15 protein-coding genes are annotated in these 16737 nt (G+C 49.6%); 7 read left to right on the top strand and 8 right to left on the bottom strand.

Annotation, left to right across the window (positions count from 1 at the left end; genetic code table 11):
- Nucleotides 1-154: 154 nt before the first annotated feature.
- Entirely contained in the window at nt 155-529 is a 375-nt protein-coding gene (locus ACW9SV_RS07200) for a spore germination protein GerW family protein (protein WP_479556063.1), read from the top strand.
- A 101-nt stretch (nt 530-630) separates the two neighbouring features.
- Here ACW9SV_RS07200 and ACW9SV_RS07195 read toward each other — a convergent pair whose 3' ends face one another.
- Nucleotides 631-1374, bottom strand: coding sequence for a glycoside hydrolase family 25 protein (locus tag ACW9SV_RS07195; RefSeq protein ID WP_479556062.1), 744 nt, complete (start codon nt 1372-1374; stop codon nt 631-633).
- Nucleotides 1375-1571: 197 nt separating this feature from the next.
- On the opposite strand from ACW9SV_RS07195, the gene lptB reads away from it, so the two are divergent.
- The 4 genes from lptB (at nt 1572) to ACW9SV_RS07175 (ending at nt 5420) form a co-directional block, all read left to right on the top strand.
- Complete coding sequence (gene lptB, locus ACW9SV_RS07190) at nt 1572-2303, top strand: LPS export ABC transporter ATP-binding protein (RefSeq protein ID WP_479556061.1); 732 nt, start codon at nt 1572-1574, stop codon at nt 2301-2303.
- Between the two features lie 63 nt (nt 2304-2366).
- A complete protein-coding gene (locus ACW9SV_RS07185) occupies nt 2367-2723 on the top strand; it encodes a four helix bundle protein (RefSeq protein ID WP_479556060.1) in 357 nt (118 codons plus the stop codon).
- Between the two features lie 42 nt (nt 2724-2765).
- Nucleotides 2766-4286, top strand: coding sequence for a GH3 auxin-responsive promoter family protein (locus tag ACW9SV_RS07180; protein ID WP_479556059.1), 1521 nt, complete (start codon nt 2766-2768; stop codon nt 4284-4286).
- A 513-nt stretch (nt 4287-4799) separates the two neighbouring features.
- A complete protein-coding gene (locus ACW9SV_RS07175; RefSeq protein WP_479556058.1) occupies nt 4800-5420 on the top strand; it encodes a c-type cytochrome in 621 nt (206 codons plus the stop codon).
- Between the two features lie 75 nt (nt 5421-5495).
- On the opposite strand, the gene ACW9SV_RS07170 is transcribed toward ACW9SV_RS07175, so the two are convergent.
- From ACW9SV_RS07170 to gltX, 3 genes are all read right to left on the bottom strand, one after another.
- Nucleotides 5496-6257 carry a TIGR00266 family protein gene (locus tag ACW9SV_RS07170; RefSeq protein WP_479556057.1) on the bottom strand — a complete coding sequence of 254 codons (762 nt, stop codon included), beginning with the start codon at nt 6255-6257 and terminating at the stop codon, nt 5496-5498.
- Nucleotides 6258-6271: 14 nt separating this feature from the next.
- Complete coding sequence (locus tag ACW9SV_RS07165; protein ID WP_479556056.1) at nt 6272-6634, bottom strand: hypothetical protein; 363 nt, start codon at nt 6632-6634, stop codon at nt 6272-6274.
- 232 nt (nt 6635-6866) lie between these two features.
- Nucleotides 6867-8405 (bottom strand): glutamate--tRNA ligase, encoded by a 1539-nt coding sequence (gene gltX / locus ACW9SV_RS07160; protein ID WP_479556055.1) that lies wholly within the window; start codon nt 8403-8405, stop codon nt 6867-6869.
- A 210-nt stretch (nt 8406-8615) separates the two neighbouring features.
- Here gltX and ACW9SV_RS07155 point away from each other — a divergent pair, with 210 nt between their 5' ends.
- Entirely contained in the window at nt 8616-9608 is a 993-nt protein-coding gene (locus ACW9SV_RS07155) for a YihY/virulence factor BrkB family protein (protein ID WP_479556054.1), read from the top strand.
- Nucleotides 9609-9732: 124 nt separating this feature from the next.
- On the opposite strand, the gene ACW9SV_RS07150 is transcribed toward ACW9SV_RS07155, so the two are convergent.
- On the bottom strand, nt 9733-10116 hold the full coding sequence (locus ACW9SV_RS07150; RefSeq protein WP_479556053.1) for a RidA family protein: 384 nt from the start codon (nt 10114-10116) through the stop codon (nt 9733-9735).
- Nucleotides 10117-10164: 48 nt separating this feature from the next.
- Between ACW9SV_RS07150 and ACW9SV_RS07145 the strand changes: the two genes are divergently transcribed.
- Nucleotides 10165-10572: a hypothetical protein gene (locus ACW9SV_RS07145; RefSeq protein ID WP_479556052.1), complete on the top strand. Its 408-nt coding sequence runs from the start codon at nt 10165-10167 to the stop codon at nt 10570-10572.
- A gap of 441 nt (nt 10573-11013) precedes the next feature.
- Here ACW9SV_RS07145 and ACW9SV_RS07140 read toward each other — a convergent pair whose 3' ends face one another.
- The 3 genes from ACW9SV_RS07140 to glmS all read right to left on the bottom strand — a co-directional run bounded on the left by ACW9SV_RS07140 (nt 11014) and on the right by glmS (nt 16713).
- Complete coding sequence (locus tag ACW9SV_RS07140) at nt 11014-12282, bottom strand: DUF1501 domain-containing protein (RefSeq protein ID WP_479556051.1); 1269 nt, start codon at nt 12280-12282, stop codon at nt 11014-11016.
- A 30-nt stretch (nt 12283-12312) separates the two neighbouring features.
- Nucleotides 12313-14226: a DUF1800 domain-containing protein gene (locus ACW9SV_RS07135; protein ID WP_479556050.1), complete on the bottom strand. Its 1914-nt coding sequence runs from the start codon at nt 14224-14226 to the stop codon at nt 12313-12315.
- A gap of 648 nt (nt 14227-14874) precedes the next feature.
- Nucleotides 14875-16713, bottom strand: coding sequence for a glutamine--fructose-6-phosphate transaminase (isomerizing) (gene glmS / locus ACW9SV_RS07130; RefSeq protein ID WP_479556049.1), 1839 nt, complete (start codon nt 16711-16713; stop codon nt 14875-14877).
- Between the last annotated feature and the right edge of the window lie 24 nt (nt 16714-16737).

The following is a 16737-nucleotide window of genomic DNA, read 5'->3' as shown; positions in this document are numbered from 1 at the left end:
CCCATTTCTGGCAAATGACCGTAAAAGCCCCTCCTCTGCAAGAAAGGAGGGGCTTTTTATATGCATACGGCTCAAGCTTGTTTTAGCGGTGGGAAATGGAAAGGCAACTTTAGGCACTAGAGTTCTGTACAGAACCGGAGAAAAGATAACCGATATGGCATCTACCACTTCAGAAGGCAAAAACATAGGGGGCATTGTAGCGTCCACCTTAACCCAGAATGCCTCTATTAAAAACATCTTTGGAGAGCCCATAGAAACGCAGGGGAAAACTATTATTCCGGTGGCACAAATTGCCTTTGGGCTAGGCGGCGGTTACGGGCAGGGACAAAGGAAAGCAGGGGAGCCGGAAAAGGCTGAAGGCGAAGGATCTGGTGCAGGAGCGGGGCTGTACACTATCCCCAAAGGTGTGTTTGAGATCACCGCCAGTAAGACCAAGTTTATTCCGGTGACTTCTTCTTTCCAAACCCTCCTTCTTGGAGCAGCCGTAGGTTTTGCCTTGGGGTGGCTGGTGACCAGGCGTAGAAGATAGTTTCAAACCATGCGGCAGTCACCCATAGCAAGCCATGGGTACAAAGAAGTGCATTCTGGCTTCTACGTTTCAGCCCTGATTTCTGGAAAAGAGCGCTTAAATTAATTGGATTGAGCCATCACCTGGGTAGATACAGCAGGGGTGGCCGGAACGCAATAGGCGCTTAGGTCCTCTAAGTCGCCGTAGAACCAGTTTACGTCTACAGGCGCGTCAATGCCTCTTACAATGCCTTTTTCAGAATATTGCCAGAAAGCCATCTTGTCAGAAGGGTGGGTAGAAGGCTCCGCGTTCTGGTAACGGGCAATCCAGAAATGCGAGCCCGGGAAATGACCTCTAAGCTTACGGTCGTAGAATGCCTGGTAGGTGTAGATGATCGGTTTTACGCCGTAGTGTTTCTCAATTTCAGTTAACCAGCGGCGGATGTCGGCTCTGATTTGGGCATCAGGAATGTCCGGGGCAAAGGTTTCCACATCCAGCACCGGGGCAAGATCACCAGGTTTCAGGGTGACCGTGTTTTTGAAATGCGCAATCTGGCTATCTATGCTCACCCAAGGCAAGTAGTAATGGTAAGCGCCACGCTTAATGCCATGCTGACGGCTGAGCTCCCAGTTACGGTCAAAATAAGGGTCTTTCAGGTAGTCGCCCTCGGTGGCTTTCACAAAGGCGAAGTTGATGTTAGATTCCTTCACATGCTCCCAGTTCACCTCTAGCTGATACCGAGACACATCAATCCCATGCAAGTAGGAAGAAGGACCGGAGCCGGCACTAAGCAAGGCAACACAGCACACTAGTAAGGCAGCCGCCACTCCTGAGCGACGGGCCACTTTCCTTAGAAAAGAAAACATGAAAGGAAAACGCATATAAAAAGGAGTAGTAAAAGGTATAGCTATTTGACAACTTCTGCAAGCTTTCTCCCTATGGATCAATCACTTTATTTGATAAATTATAATTACATCTATAACCTTTTCACTCAGGTGTACGTACCCGCAGGTCTTTCACGTTACCTTACCACATCTAAGGTTTATTCCTTAATTTTAAGGCAATGATTTTACGTTCTGAAAACCTGTTCAAAAAATACAAGTCTCGCACCGTGGTAAACGATGTGAGTGTGGAGGTAAACCAAGGGGAGATTGTAGGACTGCTGGGACCCAACGGGGCCGGTAAGACTACCTCTTTCTATATGATTGTGGGGCTGGTGAAACCTAACTCTGGGCGTATTTTCCTGGACCAGGAAGACATCACTGAACTGCCCATGTACCGAAGAGCCAAAAGAGGCGTGGGCTACTTGGCGCAGGAGGCATCCGTTTTCCGGGACCTGACGGTAGAGGAAAACATCATGTCGGTGCTGGAGATGACAGACAAAAGCAAGCAGGAGCGCCGCGAAAAGGTAGAAGAGTTGCTAGAGGAGTTCTCGCTTACGCACGTGCGCAAAAACAAAGGCGTGGTGCTGTCTGGGGGAGAGCGCCGTCGGACCGAGATTGCCCGCGCCTTGGCTGTAGATCCGTCATTCGTGCTGCTGGATGAACCCTTTGCCGGGGTAGACCCCATAGCGGTAGAGGAGATCCAGACCATCGTGGCCAAGCTAAAAACCAAGAACATCGGCATCCTCATCACTGACCACAACGTGAACGAGACGCTTTCCATCGTAGATCGCGCTTACCTGCTCTTTGAAGGCAAAATCCTGAAAGCCGGCTCAGCCGAAGAGTTAGCCGCCGATGAGCAGGTGCGGCGCGTATACCTGGGCAAGCATTTTGAGTTGAAGCGGAAAGTTTAGTTGATTGTTGATTGTTAATTGCTGATTGTTTTTGGAATGGAGCAAGGCAGAAAATATCTACAATTGAATGATATTGAAGCTTACAAAGCTGCTTTTCAATTAAGCAATTATGTATGGGAAGTAGTAACCAAATGGAGCCATTTTGAAAAGGAGACAGTTGGGAAGCAGTTTGCCAGAGCAATTGACAGCATATCAGCTAATTTGGCAGAGGGATTCGGGAGATTTGGAAAGAAAGACAAAATCAACTTTTATCGGTTTGCACGGGGTTCAGTTTACGAGTGCTTAGATTGGAATGAGAAAGCCAAAGTTAGAAACCTATTAACCGAAGAACAGTACAAGCACATATTCCAACGCTTACAGCGGTTGCCTCTCTTGATCAATAGCCTCATCAAATTGGCCAACGATAACCTCAAAACGTAAGCAGGTCAAAACAATCAACAACCAACAATTAACAATCAAATAGTGGAGATAATCAATTCGCTTGTGACGTGGGTAATGAAGAAAAGGATCCATCAGATAGACCTTTTCCGGAAGTATCCGCATGATGTGCAGAGTGAATTGTTCACCAACCTCATCTCCACAGCCCGTAATACCGAATGGGGGCAGAAATACGGCTATTCTGATCAGTTGAGCGTGCGGGAGTTTCAGGAGCGGGTGCCCATCTGCGCCTACGAAGACCTGTACCCGTACATTGAGCGCGTGATGCGCGGCGAGCAGAACGTGCTATGGCCCAGCAAAGTAGAGTGGTTTGCCAAGTCATCCGGCACCACCAACGCCCGCAGCAAGTTTATTCCCGTTACCCCCGAGGCCTTGGAAGACTGTCACTACAAGGGAGGCAAAGACATGCTTTCCATTTATGTGAACAACTACCCAGATACAAAAGTCTTCTCCGGAAAAGGGCTCTCCATCGGCGGAAGCCACCATCCCAACGAGTTCAACTCAGATACCCGTTGCGGCGATGTCTCGGCGGTGATCATGCAGAACCTGCCTATCTGGGCCGAAGCTATGCGCACGCCACCGCTCAAGGTAGCCCTCATGGATAAGTGGGAAGAGAAAATTGAGAAGATGGTGGAGATCACTGTCAAAGAAAACGTGACCAGTATCTCCGGCGTGCCCACCTGGACCTATGTGCTGTTAAATCGCATTTTAGAGGAAACAGGCGCAAAAGACATCACAGAGGTCTGGCCTAACCTGGAGTTATTCACCCACGGCGCCGTGGCATTCGGGCCGTATCGCGAGTTGTTCCGGCAGATCATTCCAACCGACAAGATGAACTACCTGGAGGTATACAATGCCTCAGAAGGATTCTTCGGGATACAGGATGAGCCCAGCCTGAAAGACGAGATGCTTCTGATGCTGGATTACGGCGTGTTCTACGAGTTCATCCCCATGGAAGAAGCCGACCAGGAAAACCCTAGGGTACTGACCTTAGACCAAGTAGAGCTAGGCAAGAACTACGCCCTCATCATCTCTACCAATGCCGGGCTTTGGCGCTACAAGATTGGTGATACCGTTAAGTTCACCTCGTTGGCGCCGTACCGCATCAAGATCTCAGGCCGCACGAAACACTTCATCAATGCTTTCGGCGAAGAAGTGGTGGTAGAGAATGCAGAGACGGCTATTACCAAAGCTTGCGAGGCTACTGGCGCCACTATCACCAACTTCACAGCCGCACCCGTGTACTTTGAAGGCAAGAGCAAAGGCGGGCATCAATGGGTAATAGAATTTTCCCAACAACCTTCCAGCATAGAGCAGTTCACCCAGGTGCTGGACCAGACCCTTCGCACGGTGAACTCAGACTACGATGCCAAGCGCCAGAAAGACCTTGCCTTACAGGCTCCCCTGATTACAGTGGCTCCTTCCGGCGCCTTCCTGAACTGGCTCCAGCACAAAGGCAAACTGGGGGGCCAGCACAAAGTGCCTCGCTTGGCTAATAACCGGGAGTACCTGGAGGAGATCCTTGCGGTAAACCATCTTTCCTAGTCAAAAGCCAGCCCACCTAAACCTACAAGGCCAGCATTTAGCGCCTGATTTTTCATAATCAGAGCTAAAATACAGGTACAAACCAAAGTTATTGGACTGAGATTTTTGCATTATTTGGGATACATAGGCCTAAAACATAAGCATGTTAGGTTAAGAGTCAGGCAATACAGTAGCCTAAAGCCTTGAACTTGCGAATGGTATTTATGTAAGGAATATTTGTATAAATACATATTACTTCTATCTTTATACCAATTAAAGCTTATCCAAGAACATGATCGCCCTTCAACCAACCAGGTTGATAGCATGCCTTCAAAGCTACTCTTAGGCTTTCTGCCAAGGAGTGGAAGCCCCAAAGTGCCGGTTTCTGAGTAGCCGGAGAAACCCAAACGGTTCATCAGGAAAGTCCCCCGCAATTTCTAGTACTCTTCACGTGTAAACCAGAGCATAGTTCCGGCTTAGGAATCTCTATGCGGCTGTACCATTCGTCTTTCCAACTTTAACCCTACTGAAGCCATGAAAAGAGTTCTTGCCATTGTGTGTGCTGCCGCTTTGTTCTACAGCTGCGAGAGCAAACCCCAGCAAAGTGAAACCTCACAGGCCGGTTTGGTCAGTGCCGTCACCGAATCATCCACGCAGCCAATGGCGTTGAGCCAGGAGGCGTTAAAAGAGCGGGGAGAGTATTTGGTTACCATTGGGGCTTGCAGTGATTGCCATTCGCCCAAACTCACTCCCACAGATAAAATACCACCCATGACGCCAGACCCTGATCGGTTCTTGTCTGGGCACCCAGCGTCTTCTAAACTTCCGCCCATTCCGGCAGGCGGGGGACAAAACGGATGGGTTCTGTTCAGTATGGACAATACAGCGGCAGTTGGGCCTTGGGGTGTCTCCTTCTCGGCAAACCTAACCCCAGACCCTACTGGTATAGGAAACTGGACCTTGGATAACTTCAAGAAAGCGCTACGCGAGGGGAAATACAAAGGCATGGACAATACAAGACAACTGCTCCCGCCCATGCCCTGGCCGCACTACAGTAAGATGAAAGACGAAGACCTGGAAGCCATCTTTACGTACCTGAAATCAATAAAACCCGTGAAGAACGTGGTGCCCGCACCTATTCCGCCGGCCGTTTAAATCCCGAAAAACAAAAAGGCAGCAGGCGTGTAATGCCTGCTGCCTTTTTGTTTAAGTTATCTATTCTGAGAAACTCTACTCCAGGAAACTGCTCAGCAAGCCACCTTCTTTGTTGGCGTTTCCGCCGTGCGGCATCAAGGCCTGAATCAGCTTCTTCACTGGCATGGACTGAATCCATACGCGGCCGGTGCCTCTGAGCGTGGCCAGGAATAGACCTTCGCCCCCGAATACCATGGAGCGCAGACCGCCTGCGCGTTGAATGTCAAAATCAATCCCGTTTTCATAAGCTACCACGCAACCGGTGTCTACCCGTAGCGTTTCGTTGTGCAGGTGCCGCTCAATAACGGTTCCGCCCGCATGGATGAAGGCCAGGCCATCGCCGGTCAAGCGCTGCATAATAAAGCCCTCGCCCCCGAAGAAGCCCGCGCCCAATCGCTGGTTGAAGTGCATGGCAATTCTGGTACCCAGTGCGGCTGCCAGGAAACCGTCTTTCTGCACAACCAGACCCTGTGGGAACTCCGCCAGGTTGATGGGCATAATAGTACCCGGATAAGGGGCCGAGAAGCCTACCTTTGCCTTGCCGTACCCACGATGGGTAAAGTGCGTCATGAACAATGACTCGCCGGTGATGGCCCGGCTGCCCATTTGTACCAGCTTGCCTAAGAAGCCCTGAGCAGGGTTGGAGCCATCGCCCATCTTGGTTTCAAACTGAATGCCGTCTTCCATGAAGACCATGGCGCCGGCCTCGGCAATCACGGTTTCCTGTGGGTCCAGTTCTACTTCCAGCACCTGAATGTCTGAGCCGTGAATGCGGTAATCTACTTCGTGGGATGTCATATGAGAGGTTAGGTTTATTTTTTCTTCTTAGGGTCTGATGGACTCTCACCTTTAGGGAGAAGGTCATCATCGGCCTCATCGTCAAAAGATGCCCCTTTTTTGAAGAAATCCTCCTCGTTCTCTTCCTCGTCCACGGTTTCCTCAATTGGGAACTCCTCGTCTTCTTCCTGCGGCCGCTTCTTGCCCTGGTCACCTACCAGCTTCTTGTCTGAGACATTGCGGTCCAGGAAAGAATTGAGCTGGTCAATGTTGAAGTTAGAGGTAATGTCCCCCAAGGGATTAATCTTGATCTCGAAGCCTTCCAGCTCCGGGTGCACCTTCGCTTTTTTCTCCGGTTTATTCTCTGGTTTGTCCTTGTCTGCTTTCTTCTTTGCCATAGTAGTAAAGTTTACGCCCAGGCAAGCCGCCGGGCCAGTTGCTTTTACTACAAACGGTAAATCTGGCAGAAGGATAAACGAATTAAAAAGAATCCGCCGTCATAAGCAAGCATCTAGGGCTTGTTTATGACGGCGGATTTCATGTTTGTCTTAAAACATTTCGGGGCCGTTTTACAGATAACAGCCCCGAAACAGTATATGTTATATTTCTCTGTTTGCGCAGATATTAGCGTTAAGCGGCATACTGGGCCAGTTTGGTCAACGCGGCGTCAATACGGCTTTCAGTCTCCTCTCTTCCGATGATCTCAATAATAGCCATCAAGTCTGGGCCTGCCTCTACACCGGTCAAGGCAATTCTCAGAGCTTGCATTACCTGGCCAATCTTCAAGCCATTACGCTCCAGGATCTGCAGCAGCAAGGCTTTTACAGAATCAGCGTTGAACTCTGGCAGAGAAGTCAGCTCGTTTCTGAATTCCTCAAAGGCTCCAGCCGCAGCGGCCGACCATTTCTTGGCAGCTACCTGCTCATTGTACTGGGTTGGCGCCACGAAGAAGTAGGCGGCTTCTTTCCAGAAATCCTGCGGGAAGGTTACGCGCTCTTTCATGAGGCTCACGATCTTCTCGGCACGCTCTTCAGAACAGGCAATGCCTTGCTCTGGCAAAGCAGCCAACAGGTACTGAGCCAACTCCGCGTCTGGTTTGGCACGCAGGTACTGCTCATTGTACCAACGGGCTTTCTGGATATCGAAACGGGTACCAGACTTACCGATGCGCTCAATGCTGAAGGCCTCAATGAGTTCTTCCATAGAGAAGATCTCTTGCTGTGTACCCGGGTTCCAGCCTAAGAAGGCCAGGAAGTTCACGAAACCGTCTGGCAGGTAGCCTGCCTCGCGATAGCCGCTTGATTTCTCGCCGGTCACCGGATCTACCCAGTTCAGTGGGAATACCGGGAAACCTAACTTATCACCGTCGCGCTTGCTCAGTTTGCCGTTGCCGTCTGGTTTCAGCAGCAAAGGTAAGTGCGCGAATTCTGGCATGGTGTCTTCCCACCCGAAGTAGCGGTACAGCAACACGTGCAGCGGGGCGCTTGGCAACCACTCCTCACCTCTGATCACGTGGGTAATCCCCATTAAATGGTCATCCACAATGTTGGCCAAGTGGTACGTTGGCATACCATCAGACTTCATCAAGACTTTGTCATCAATAGCCGAAGAATGCACCATTACCCAGCCTCTGATCAAATCTTTCAGGCGAACTTCTTCTTTACGCGGTACTTTCAGGCGGATCACATATGGGTCGCCACTTTCCAATCTGCGCTTCACCTCATCCTCTGGCAGGGTGAGGGAGTTTTTCATGGTGGCGCGGGTGATGGCATTGTATTGCGGGGTAGCTACCTTGGCGGCTTTGAGGCGCTCACGCATCTCTTCCAGTTCCTCGGCGGTGTCAAAGGCGTAGTAGGCGTGGCCGGCGTTCACCAACTGCAGGGCGTAGTCCATGTACATGGGCTTGCGCTCAGACTGGCGATACGGCGCGTGCGGACCGCCGTGCATCGGACTTTCGTCCAGGGTAATGCCGCACCACTCCAGAGAGTCAAAAATGTATTGCTCGGCGCCGGGCACAAAGCGGGTTTGATCGGTATCTTCAATGCGCAGTATCATTTTACCGCCCATTTTTTTAGCAAAAAGGTAATTATACAGCGCTGTGCGCACCCCGCCAATGTGCAGCGGCCCGGTTGGGCTAGGGGCAAAGCGTACTCGTACTTCTCTTTCCATGTTGTATAGGTATGTCAATCGAGGTGCAAAAGTACGGTATTTCGCGTCTTCCGTAAAGCTTTTATCCTTAAAACCTTGCGCCTCTGTTTACTAATTATTCCTGGCTGGTTTACCCTGCTTCTCAGGGCTTTTGCTTAGGAAACCACTTGTGTTCCAATAAGTTTGTAAACCTGCCGCTTTTAGTACGTATGAAGGAGGAAAATAAACTACATGCTGAAAAGTAAGCTAAAGAAGGCTTGGAGTATCATTGTAGAGGTTTGGCTGGATTTTCTGGACAACAACTCGTTCCAGAAAGGCGCGGCCTTGGCTTACTATACCATATTCGCGCTGCCTCCTATTCTTATCATCATGATCAATACCGCCGGGGCTGTCTTTGGGAAAGATGCGGTGCGGGGCCGGGTGTACGAACAGCTGCGCGATCTTCTGGGCAGCAAAGGTGCGCGTGATATCCAGGAGATGGTAGAGAACATCAACCAATCGGCTGACTTCACCTTTGCTACCATGGTGGGGGTGTTTACCTTGCTAGTAGGAGCCACCGGGGTTTTTGTCTCTTTGCAAGAGTCGCTGAACCAGATCTGGGGCGTGAAACCCAAACCCCGGAACGAGTACCTGAAACTGCTCTGGGACCGGCTCCTGTCTTTCGCCATGATTCTGGCCATTGTGTTTCTGCTGCTGGTGAGTCTGGTGGTGCACACGGCGTTGGTGGCCATCACGTCTTTCCTGACAAACCAAATTGATGAATCCGTCCTGCAACTCACCTGGATTGCCAACTGGGTAGGTTCCACGGGCGTGGTCACCTTTCTGTTTGCCCTAATTTATAAGTTTCTACCCGATGCCAAGATCAGGTGGAGCGATGTCTGGATTGGGGCCTTGGTCACAGCCGTACTCTTTTCGCTGGGAAAATCATTGATTGGGCTCTATCTGGGGAACAGCGACTTTGCCGGTATCTATGGAGCCGCGGGCTCGGTAATTGTGGTGCTCACCTGGGTGTTCTACACTTCGCAGATCGTTTTCATTGGGGCCCAGTTCACTTTGGTGTATGCCCGCCGCTACGGAGCTGATATTTATCCTTCCACCTATGCGGTACGAGTCATCAACAAAGAAGTAGAGGTGGGGCATGCCCCCGTGAACGATGAACCAGGCCCTAACGAAGCCAAAGCCAGAGGCGAAGATTGTGAAGTTGACGAGAAGGTGAAAGATTGAAGGAATGAGAGAATAAAAGAGAAGGAGTCTGCTTTAAGCCTGATTTCCTAAAAACTGCTTTAAAATACATCTAACAGACCCTTCCAATTCCATTCTCTCATCCATTCAATCTCTCTAGCACTCATTAGAATTTCACTGCGATGCAAGAGATCTCCACATTCACATCCTTGGGCAGGCGGCTTACCTCTACGGTTTCGCGGGCCGGCGGATTGCTGGTGAAATAGCTTCCGTATGTCTCGTTGATCGCCCCGAAGTTGCCCAAGTCTTTCACGAAGATGCTGCACTTCACTACGTTGCTGAAGTCCATGCCTGCCTCCTGTAGAATGTACTGAAGGTTCTTCATCACCTGGTGCGTCTCGGTCTGGATATCAGCCTGTATCAATTGGCCAGTCTCTTGATCCAGGGCGATCTGTCCGGAGATGTACAAAGTGTTGCCTGCCATTACGGCCTGGCTGTAAGGGCCAATAGGGGCCGGGGCAGATTTGCTTTCTATGATGTTGGTTGCCATATGCAAAATGGTTAATCTGTATCTTTACAGGCTTAAAGGTACAGAAATATGAATACATTGGTTTTAGCCACGGAAGAGCAGGAAGCAGAAGTAAGCCTTAAATTTTATAACAGAGCCTATCTGCATCTACAAGACCCGGCAGAACTGAAGGCCTGGCTTCCGCAAGCAGATTTAGTGATTGATTTACTTTTGCATGAGAGACCAGAGCGCCTGGCGCAGTACAACCAACAAGGCAAAGGCGACAAACTAACCGTGTTCTTCAACGCAAACCATCTGGACTTAAGGGAGTTTACCTCAGCTTACGCCCCGCTCAATTTCAACCTAGCCGGGCTGATAGGCGAACCACTTGTAAACAAAGAGGTTCTGGAAGTAGTCCCTCTACAAGAAGATTCTCACCGCTCCATTGACAAGGCTTTTGTGTTCCTGGCCTCGCTTTACCAATTAGTAAAGGTTTAAGAAGTAGAAGCTTACCGCTTCTTTTGGCGAGAACAGCCTTATAACGGAATGGCTTTCAAAAGCCTTCCGCTGGCGCGAGCGTCCCGCTCGTGTCCGCACGTATTCTTGATGGCCTTCTTGTTTTTCAGAGATCAAGCCCTCTAGCCATAATGAAGTCCTTTCACCCCATCTTCGGTCATCCTGAGAGGATCTTGTGGGCGAATCCGAATAGCAGTGATTTTCCACCATTACTGTTGGCCCACAAGATCCTCTCAGGATGACAAAGGTGTGAATGTAATAGTTATTAAGAATGCATGCGGACCCGAGCGGGACGCTCGCGCCAGCGGGGAAGTAAGATCATTCTGTTTCAAAGCTGTTTCCCCAAATACAAGCCTCAAACAGAAAGGGTAGCTATACGGCTGCCCTTTCTGTTTTCATAAGTTACAATGTTTAGACTTAGAATCAGCTTTGCCGCATCACGCCTATTTTCTCGCCGGTAAAATCAGGGAAGAGGACTTTGTCATTCTTGATGTTCAGGTGTTTTCCGGCTACTTCGCTGAAAATGCTCCGGAAATCGGTGGTGACGGGTAGGTCGCGCCCGTCTTCCAAGTTTTCTTTGGCTAAGGGCGGCACGTGGCCGTGTACTAAGCCGCCGTTCACATCATTGCCCAGGATGAATAGGCAGGAGCCGCGGCCATGGTCGGTGCCGTTGCTGCCGTTCTGGGCCACGGTTCGGCCGAACTCGGTCATGGTCATCACGTTCACATCATCCTGGTAGGCGTCCAGATCAGTCCAGAAGGCGGTGATACTTTGGGCCAGGTCATTCACGTTTCGGGCGAAGGTGCCGTTGGAGGTTCCTTGGTTGTAGTGCGTGTCCCATCCACCAGACTCGGCGAAAGCCACTTCCAGGCCCACATCCATCTTAATCATCTGCGCAATCTGCTTCAGTGATTTTCCTAAGGCACTGTTGGGGTACACCGCGTTGTTTGCCGGGATGTAATTTTTAGAGTCGATCTTCTGCAGCATCTTCACGGCCTCAAAGCTTTCTTTTCCGGTCTTGTTCAGCAAAGAGGAAGAGGTTTGATCATACAAATCCTCAAAGTTCTTAGAGGCCAGGGCAGTGGCTTGTTGGTTTCCGCGCACCTGAACGCCAAAGTCCTGCAGGTTGCTGATGGCGATGGCCGCGTGGTCACCGTAGAAAGAGCGAGGCAGGGAGGAGGTGAGGCTAACCGCCCGAAAAGGAGTAGCTGCCTCGTGACCCATCAAGCCTACTGCCCGGTTTAGCCAACCACTAGCGGTGCCTTTGTCAAAGGGAGTGCCCGTTTCCATGTAATCCTGCGCGTCAAAGTGCGAGCGGGTAGGGTTGGGCGAGCCCATGCCGTGCACAATAGCCAGGCGCTTCTCCCGGAAAAGTGGCTCAAAAGACCGCATGGCCGGGTGCAGCCCGAAACGTCCATCTAAGTCCAGCAAAGGGTTAGAAGAGGTCTGGGCGGCAGTCATGAACAGGCTGGGGCGCGCCTGCTGCAGGTGTTCATCGGTAAAAGGCGTCACAGCCATCAAGCCATCCATGGCGCCCCGCTGGAAAATGCAGACCAGGATTTTGTTTTTCTTGTAGGGCAACACCAGTTTACTGCTACTCGCCGCCTGCGCCAAAAAGTTAGGCACGCCGCCCAGCCCAGCCGCAAAAAGCGCCAAGGCTCCTGATTTTAGAAATCCTCTTCTGGTGGTCATCTTACGTACTTTATGCCTGTTAAAACGGATTTATCTGCGCTGAAACTCAGGAGAACCAATGATAATGCCTACTACCTGGGCCAGCATAGGGGTACCGCCGTTTCTAGCCAAGTTGTTGGAGGGCGCTGGTGCCGTTTCTTTGTCTGCGGTTTTCCTGCTGTCTTTTTTCTCCGGCTGTTCCATCATCATTGGATCTTCTTGTTCCTGGCTATCTTTTTGGGCTACAACCGGCTTTTTGTTTGCGGCGGCATCCACTTTCTTCCCGAAGTTGGGGTCGTTGAGGGTAGGCGTTAACCGTTTGATGGTTGCTTCCAAGTTGCGCTCAGGCAGAAGGAACTTGCTGTAGGTGAGTAAGGCTGCCTCGGCACTTTCTGGTTCCCGGTTCTGGTTCAAAGCCATCAAATCAAAGGTGATGCCTTTTATCTTCTGTGAGGCCAGCGCCAGACCAAAGTTCATGCGGTTCAGCAGAGAACCGGTATTGATCCAGTACGTACCTTTGTCTGGGAAGCCGGTAGGAGCCTGGTAGTAATACATTTTCTCGCCCATTTTGGTAATCCAGGTGTAAAGCTGCTTAGGCTCCTGCACCTCGGCATTGAGGCTGCGCACCGAGCTAATAGCCAATTCAAACGGCGATTTTGTTTTCTCCCGCAGGGCCTCTTTGCCCCAGAACTCGGGTGCCGCTACCATGGTCAGCAAGACTTCTTTAATGTTTCCTTCTTTCTCCCGGAAGGTTTTGGCCATCTTGTCAATGAGGCTCTGGGGCGGCGTGTCATTTACAAACCTGATGGCCAGTTTGGTGGAGATGAATTTTGCCGTAGACGGATGATGAGCCAAGAGTTTGATAAGCCGGACACCTTCCTCATAACCGCCCCCAGCCGGGAAGTTAGTGCCCAACACCACTTTGGCACCTTGGTCATGCTTGTTTGCCGCAAAAAAGAAATCACCTTCCTGTATGCTGCCCTGCTTTGCCAATTCCTCTGCTTGATTTGGGTTTTGATTAAGTGGTGGCTTTTTCAAATTGAAGTGATTCATCTCAGGGTTGATGGTCCAACCGGTTAAGATGCGAGCCGCTTGGGTAACATCCTGCTGGGTATAGCCGCCGTCCACACCCAAGGTGTGGAGTTCCATGATCTCGCGGGCGTAGTTTTCATTGAGGCCCTGTGTCTGCCTAACGGTCTTTATTTTCTGCTTTGACTGCGCTTTCTGCATAGCTGTATCCTGCGCCTGAAGAGCCATAAGCCTTTGTTCCCGCTGTTGTTGTTTCCCTTTCTGGGCTGGGGTAAGCGGAGTTTTGGGAGCCACACTCTTGAAGTTGTCCAGGTACGCCAACATGGCCGGGGACTTGGCTGTAGCCAGCAGGATCGTCTCAAAACTGCCCAACACGTTAGGCCTGATCACGTCTCGTTCATACGCAACCAGGTACAAGTCACAGTTTTTATTTGTAAGCGACACGTTGAAGTGGTTAAACCAAAAACTGGTCAAGATCTCCTGCAACTGGTTCTCTGAATAAGTTGCCCTCAGAATTTTCTGATCGATTAGTTCTTGGTACAAGTCGCCCTGATTCTTAAAGCCTTTTTCCTGCATATAGGCAGCCAATTTCTCCCGCTGGGCAATGCGGCCTTCCTTGGTGAGTTCACTGTTTTTAAGCGAATCTTTGTGAAAGATGCCTTCCTGCATCGCTAGTTTCAGGATCTGTCCTTTTTGGGGATATGAGTACACAATCTGCTCATTAGACATCTTCAGGGAGCGGTACGGAACCAGCTTCTGATCTAGGGCTACATCAGGTAAGTTAGCTTGAAGCTGCTGGGCGAACCACCTTTCTAAGCCCATTTTCACCACCTCATCTACTTGACCCGGCTTAGCACCGAAAGTGAAGCGACTAAGCAAATGGGCCGCAGCTTGCCGCTCTGTTAGACCTGCTTTCTTGTAAGGGAACTTTGGCACCTTTGGAAGAGGCTCTTCAGCGCTGCCAACTGAGCCTAGCAGGAAAAAGGATAGTATGAAAACCAGTGCCAAAGCAGGATGTCTCAATTTGTTTTTCATACAATTAATAATCGATTTCACTTCACAGAGCTAAATGACTGACTTCAACAGCTAGAGCCCTTCTAAAACTTTCTATATACAATTTGTTAGCTACCTCGAACCACGGCACGCAGCTAGGTGCTTTCTTCAACCATATCAATGTCAAGACTTTATTGAAGTGGTTACCTATTTCTTCTATAGATACCTTTTTGCTGCAATAGTTTAAACGTAGTTAAAAATATTACATTATACCTCATTACATTTATATAGTTCAAGTGGCATGTGGAGTTGTAATTTCTTAGGGAATGCTGTTGAGTTCAAAACAGTTGAGTCTGAGTTAATGCAACCCTTTGTAAAACCATGCATTAAACAAGAGATGTCAATTTTAGCATCAGGTGAGTTTGTTCCTGCTTGCTGTTAGCCTCAGTAACTCACCTTGATTATAACGTAAAATGATTATTCTGAAGTTACTTGCTTGAAAAGAGGCCAAAAACGAGTATGTAGTTCATGTTGGAGCAAACAAAAAAGGGAAGCCACATGGCTTCCCTTTTTAAAAGTATAGAATGAGGCTTATTCAACCGTTACAGACTTAGCCAGGTTACGTGGTTGGTCTACGTTACAGCCGCGCAATACAGCAATGTGATAGCTCAATAGCTGCAAAGGAATTACAGAGATCAACGGCATTAAGGCTTCATGAGTATTTGGAACCTCAATCACGAATTCAGCCATTTGAGGGATTACAGTGTCTCCTTCGGTGACAATCGCAATCACTCTTCCCTTGCGGGCTCTTACTTCCTGCACGTTAGAAACAATCTTCTCGTAAGAACTGTCTTTGGTGGCAATTACCACAACTGGCATGTTCTCATCAATTAGCGCGATTGGGCCGTGCTTCATTTCAGCTGCCGGATATCCTTCTGCGTGGATGTAAGAGATCTCTTTCAGTTTCAAGGCGCCTTCCAAAGCAACCGGGAAGTTGAAACCACGACCCAGATAGATGAAGTTAGTCGCGTCTTTGAAAATTTCAGAGATCGCCTGAATTTCTTTATCCAACTGAAGCGCTTGCTCTACCTTAGCAGGAATTTTCTCCATTTCTAGCATCAAGCCACGCAAGGCAGTCAGCTCCATCGTGCCACGCATCTCGGCAATCATCATCGCGATAAGCGAAAGAACCGTTACCTGTGCAGTGAAAGCCTTAGTACTGGCAACCCCAATTTCAGGACCTGCGTGCGTATAAGCACCGGCATCAGTTGCGCGGGCGATGGAAGAACCTACCACGTTACACACACCAAAGATCATGGCTCCTTTTGCTTTAGCCAGTTCCAAGGCAGCAAGGGTATCGGCGGTTTCCCCGGATTGAGAAATCGCCACTACGATATCTCCTTCACGGATCACCGGATTCCGATAACGGAACTCAGAAGCGTATTCCACTTCTACCGGGATGCGGGCAAATTCTTCAATCATGTATTCGGCCACCAAACCAGCGTGCCAAGACGTTCCGCAAGCCACAATGATGATACGATCAGCGTTCTTGAAACGAGTAGCATATTCCCTGATGCTGGACATCGTCAACTGCGTATTCTCGGCCACTAAACGACCACGCATGCTGTCCATGATAGAGCGAGGCTGCTCAAAAATCTCTTTCAGCATGAAGTGCGGGTAACCACCTTTCTCGATGGCTTCCAGTTCCAACTCCAACTTCTGAATGTAAGGCGTCTGTACAACGTCTTCTTTAGTGCGGATGTCTAACACACCATCCTTGATAATGGCAACCTCAAAGTCATTGAGGTATACTACTTCATTGGTATACTCAATGATAGGAGTTGCGTCAGAGGCCAGGAAGTATTCTCCTTTACCTACACCAATCACTAGAGGGCTTCCTTTCCGGGCAGCTACCAATTGCGTAGGAGAATCGTGAGAGATTACTACAATAGCGTAAGCTCCTACTACTTCATGTAAAGCAAGGCGTACAGCTTCTGCTAATGAAACGTTGCTGTTCTTTTGTACATCTTCAATCAGGTTTACAAAAACCTCTGAGTCTGTATCACTGTGGAACTCGTAACCTTTGTTGATTAAGTGCTTTTTCAGAGAAGCGTAGTTCTCAATAATGCCATTATGGATAATAGCAATTTTCTTGGAGGTTGAGTAGTGAGGGTGGGCATTGGCATCATTAGGCTCACCATGGGTAGCCCAACGGGTGTGACCTATACCAATGGTGCTGCTTGTGTCCTGAGAACCAATATGAGCTTCTAAATCGGCAACCTTTCCTTTCTTTTTGAAAACTTTAAGATCACCATCGTTTAACAAAGCAACGCCGGCACTGTCGTAGCCCCGGTACTCCAAACGCTTCAATCCTTTCAAGATAATGGGGCAGGCTTCTCTCTGCCCTACGTAAGCTACTATTCCACACATAGTGATGTAATCTACTGTTTAGCT

This window comes from Rufibacter sp. JT20002 (assembly GCF_056491185.1).
The sequence above is the reverse complement of the archived record's forward strand: the minus strand, read 5'-3'. Positions and strand labels throughout refer to the sequence as shown.

Coding starts and splice junctions, on each gene's coding strand:
- ACW9SV_RS07155 (WP_479556054.1), top strand. CDS start 8,616: ATGCTGAAAAGTAAGCTAAAGAAGGCTTGGAGTATCATTGTAGAGGTT.
- ACW9SV_RS07200 (WP_479556063.1), top strand. CDS start 155: ATGGCATCTACCACTTCAGAAGGCAAAAACATAGGGGGCATTGTAGCG.
- ACW9SV_RS07150 (WP_479556053.1), bottom strand. CDS start 10,116: ATGGCAACCAACATCATAGAAAGCAAATCTGCCCCGGCCCCTATTGGC.
- gltX (WP_479556055.1), bottom strand. CDS start 8,405: ATGGAAAGAGAAGTACGAGTACGCTTTGCCCCTAGCCCAACCGGGCCG.
- lptB (WP_479556061.1), top strand. CDS start 1,572: ATGATTTTACGTTCTGAAAACCTGTTCAAAAAATACAAGTCTCGCACC.
- ACW9SV_RS07140 (WP_479556051.1), bottom strand. CDS start 12,282: ATGACCACCAGAAGAGGATTTCTAAAATCAGGAGCCTTGGCGCTTTTT.
- glmS (WP_479556049.1), bottom strand. CDS start 16,713: ATGTGTGGAATAGTAGCTTACGTAGGGCAGAGAGAAGCCTGCCCCATT.
- ACW9SV_RS07145 (WP_479556052.1), top strand. CDS start 10,165: ATGAATACATTGGTTTTAGCCACGGAAGAGCAGGAAGCAGAAGTAAGC.
- ACW9SV_RS07175 (WP_479556058.1), top strand. CDS start 4,800: ATGAAAAGAGTTCTTGCCATTGTGTGTGCTGCCGCTTTGTTCTACAGC.
- ACW9SV_RS07170 (WP_479556057.1), bottom strand. CDS start 6,257: ATGACATCCCACGAAGTAGATTACCGCATTCACGGCTCAGACATTCAG.
- ACW9SV_RS07165 (WP_479556056.1), bottom strand. CDS start 6,634: ATGGCAAAGAAGAAAGCAGACAAGGACAAACCAGAGAATAAACCGGAG.
- ACW9SV_RS07195 (WP_479556062.1), bottom strand. CDS start 1,374: ATGTTTTCTTTTCTAAGGAAAGTGGCCCGTCGCTCAGGAGTGGCGGCT.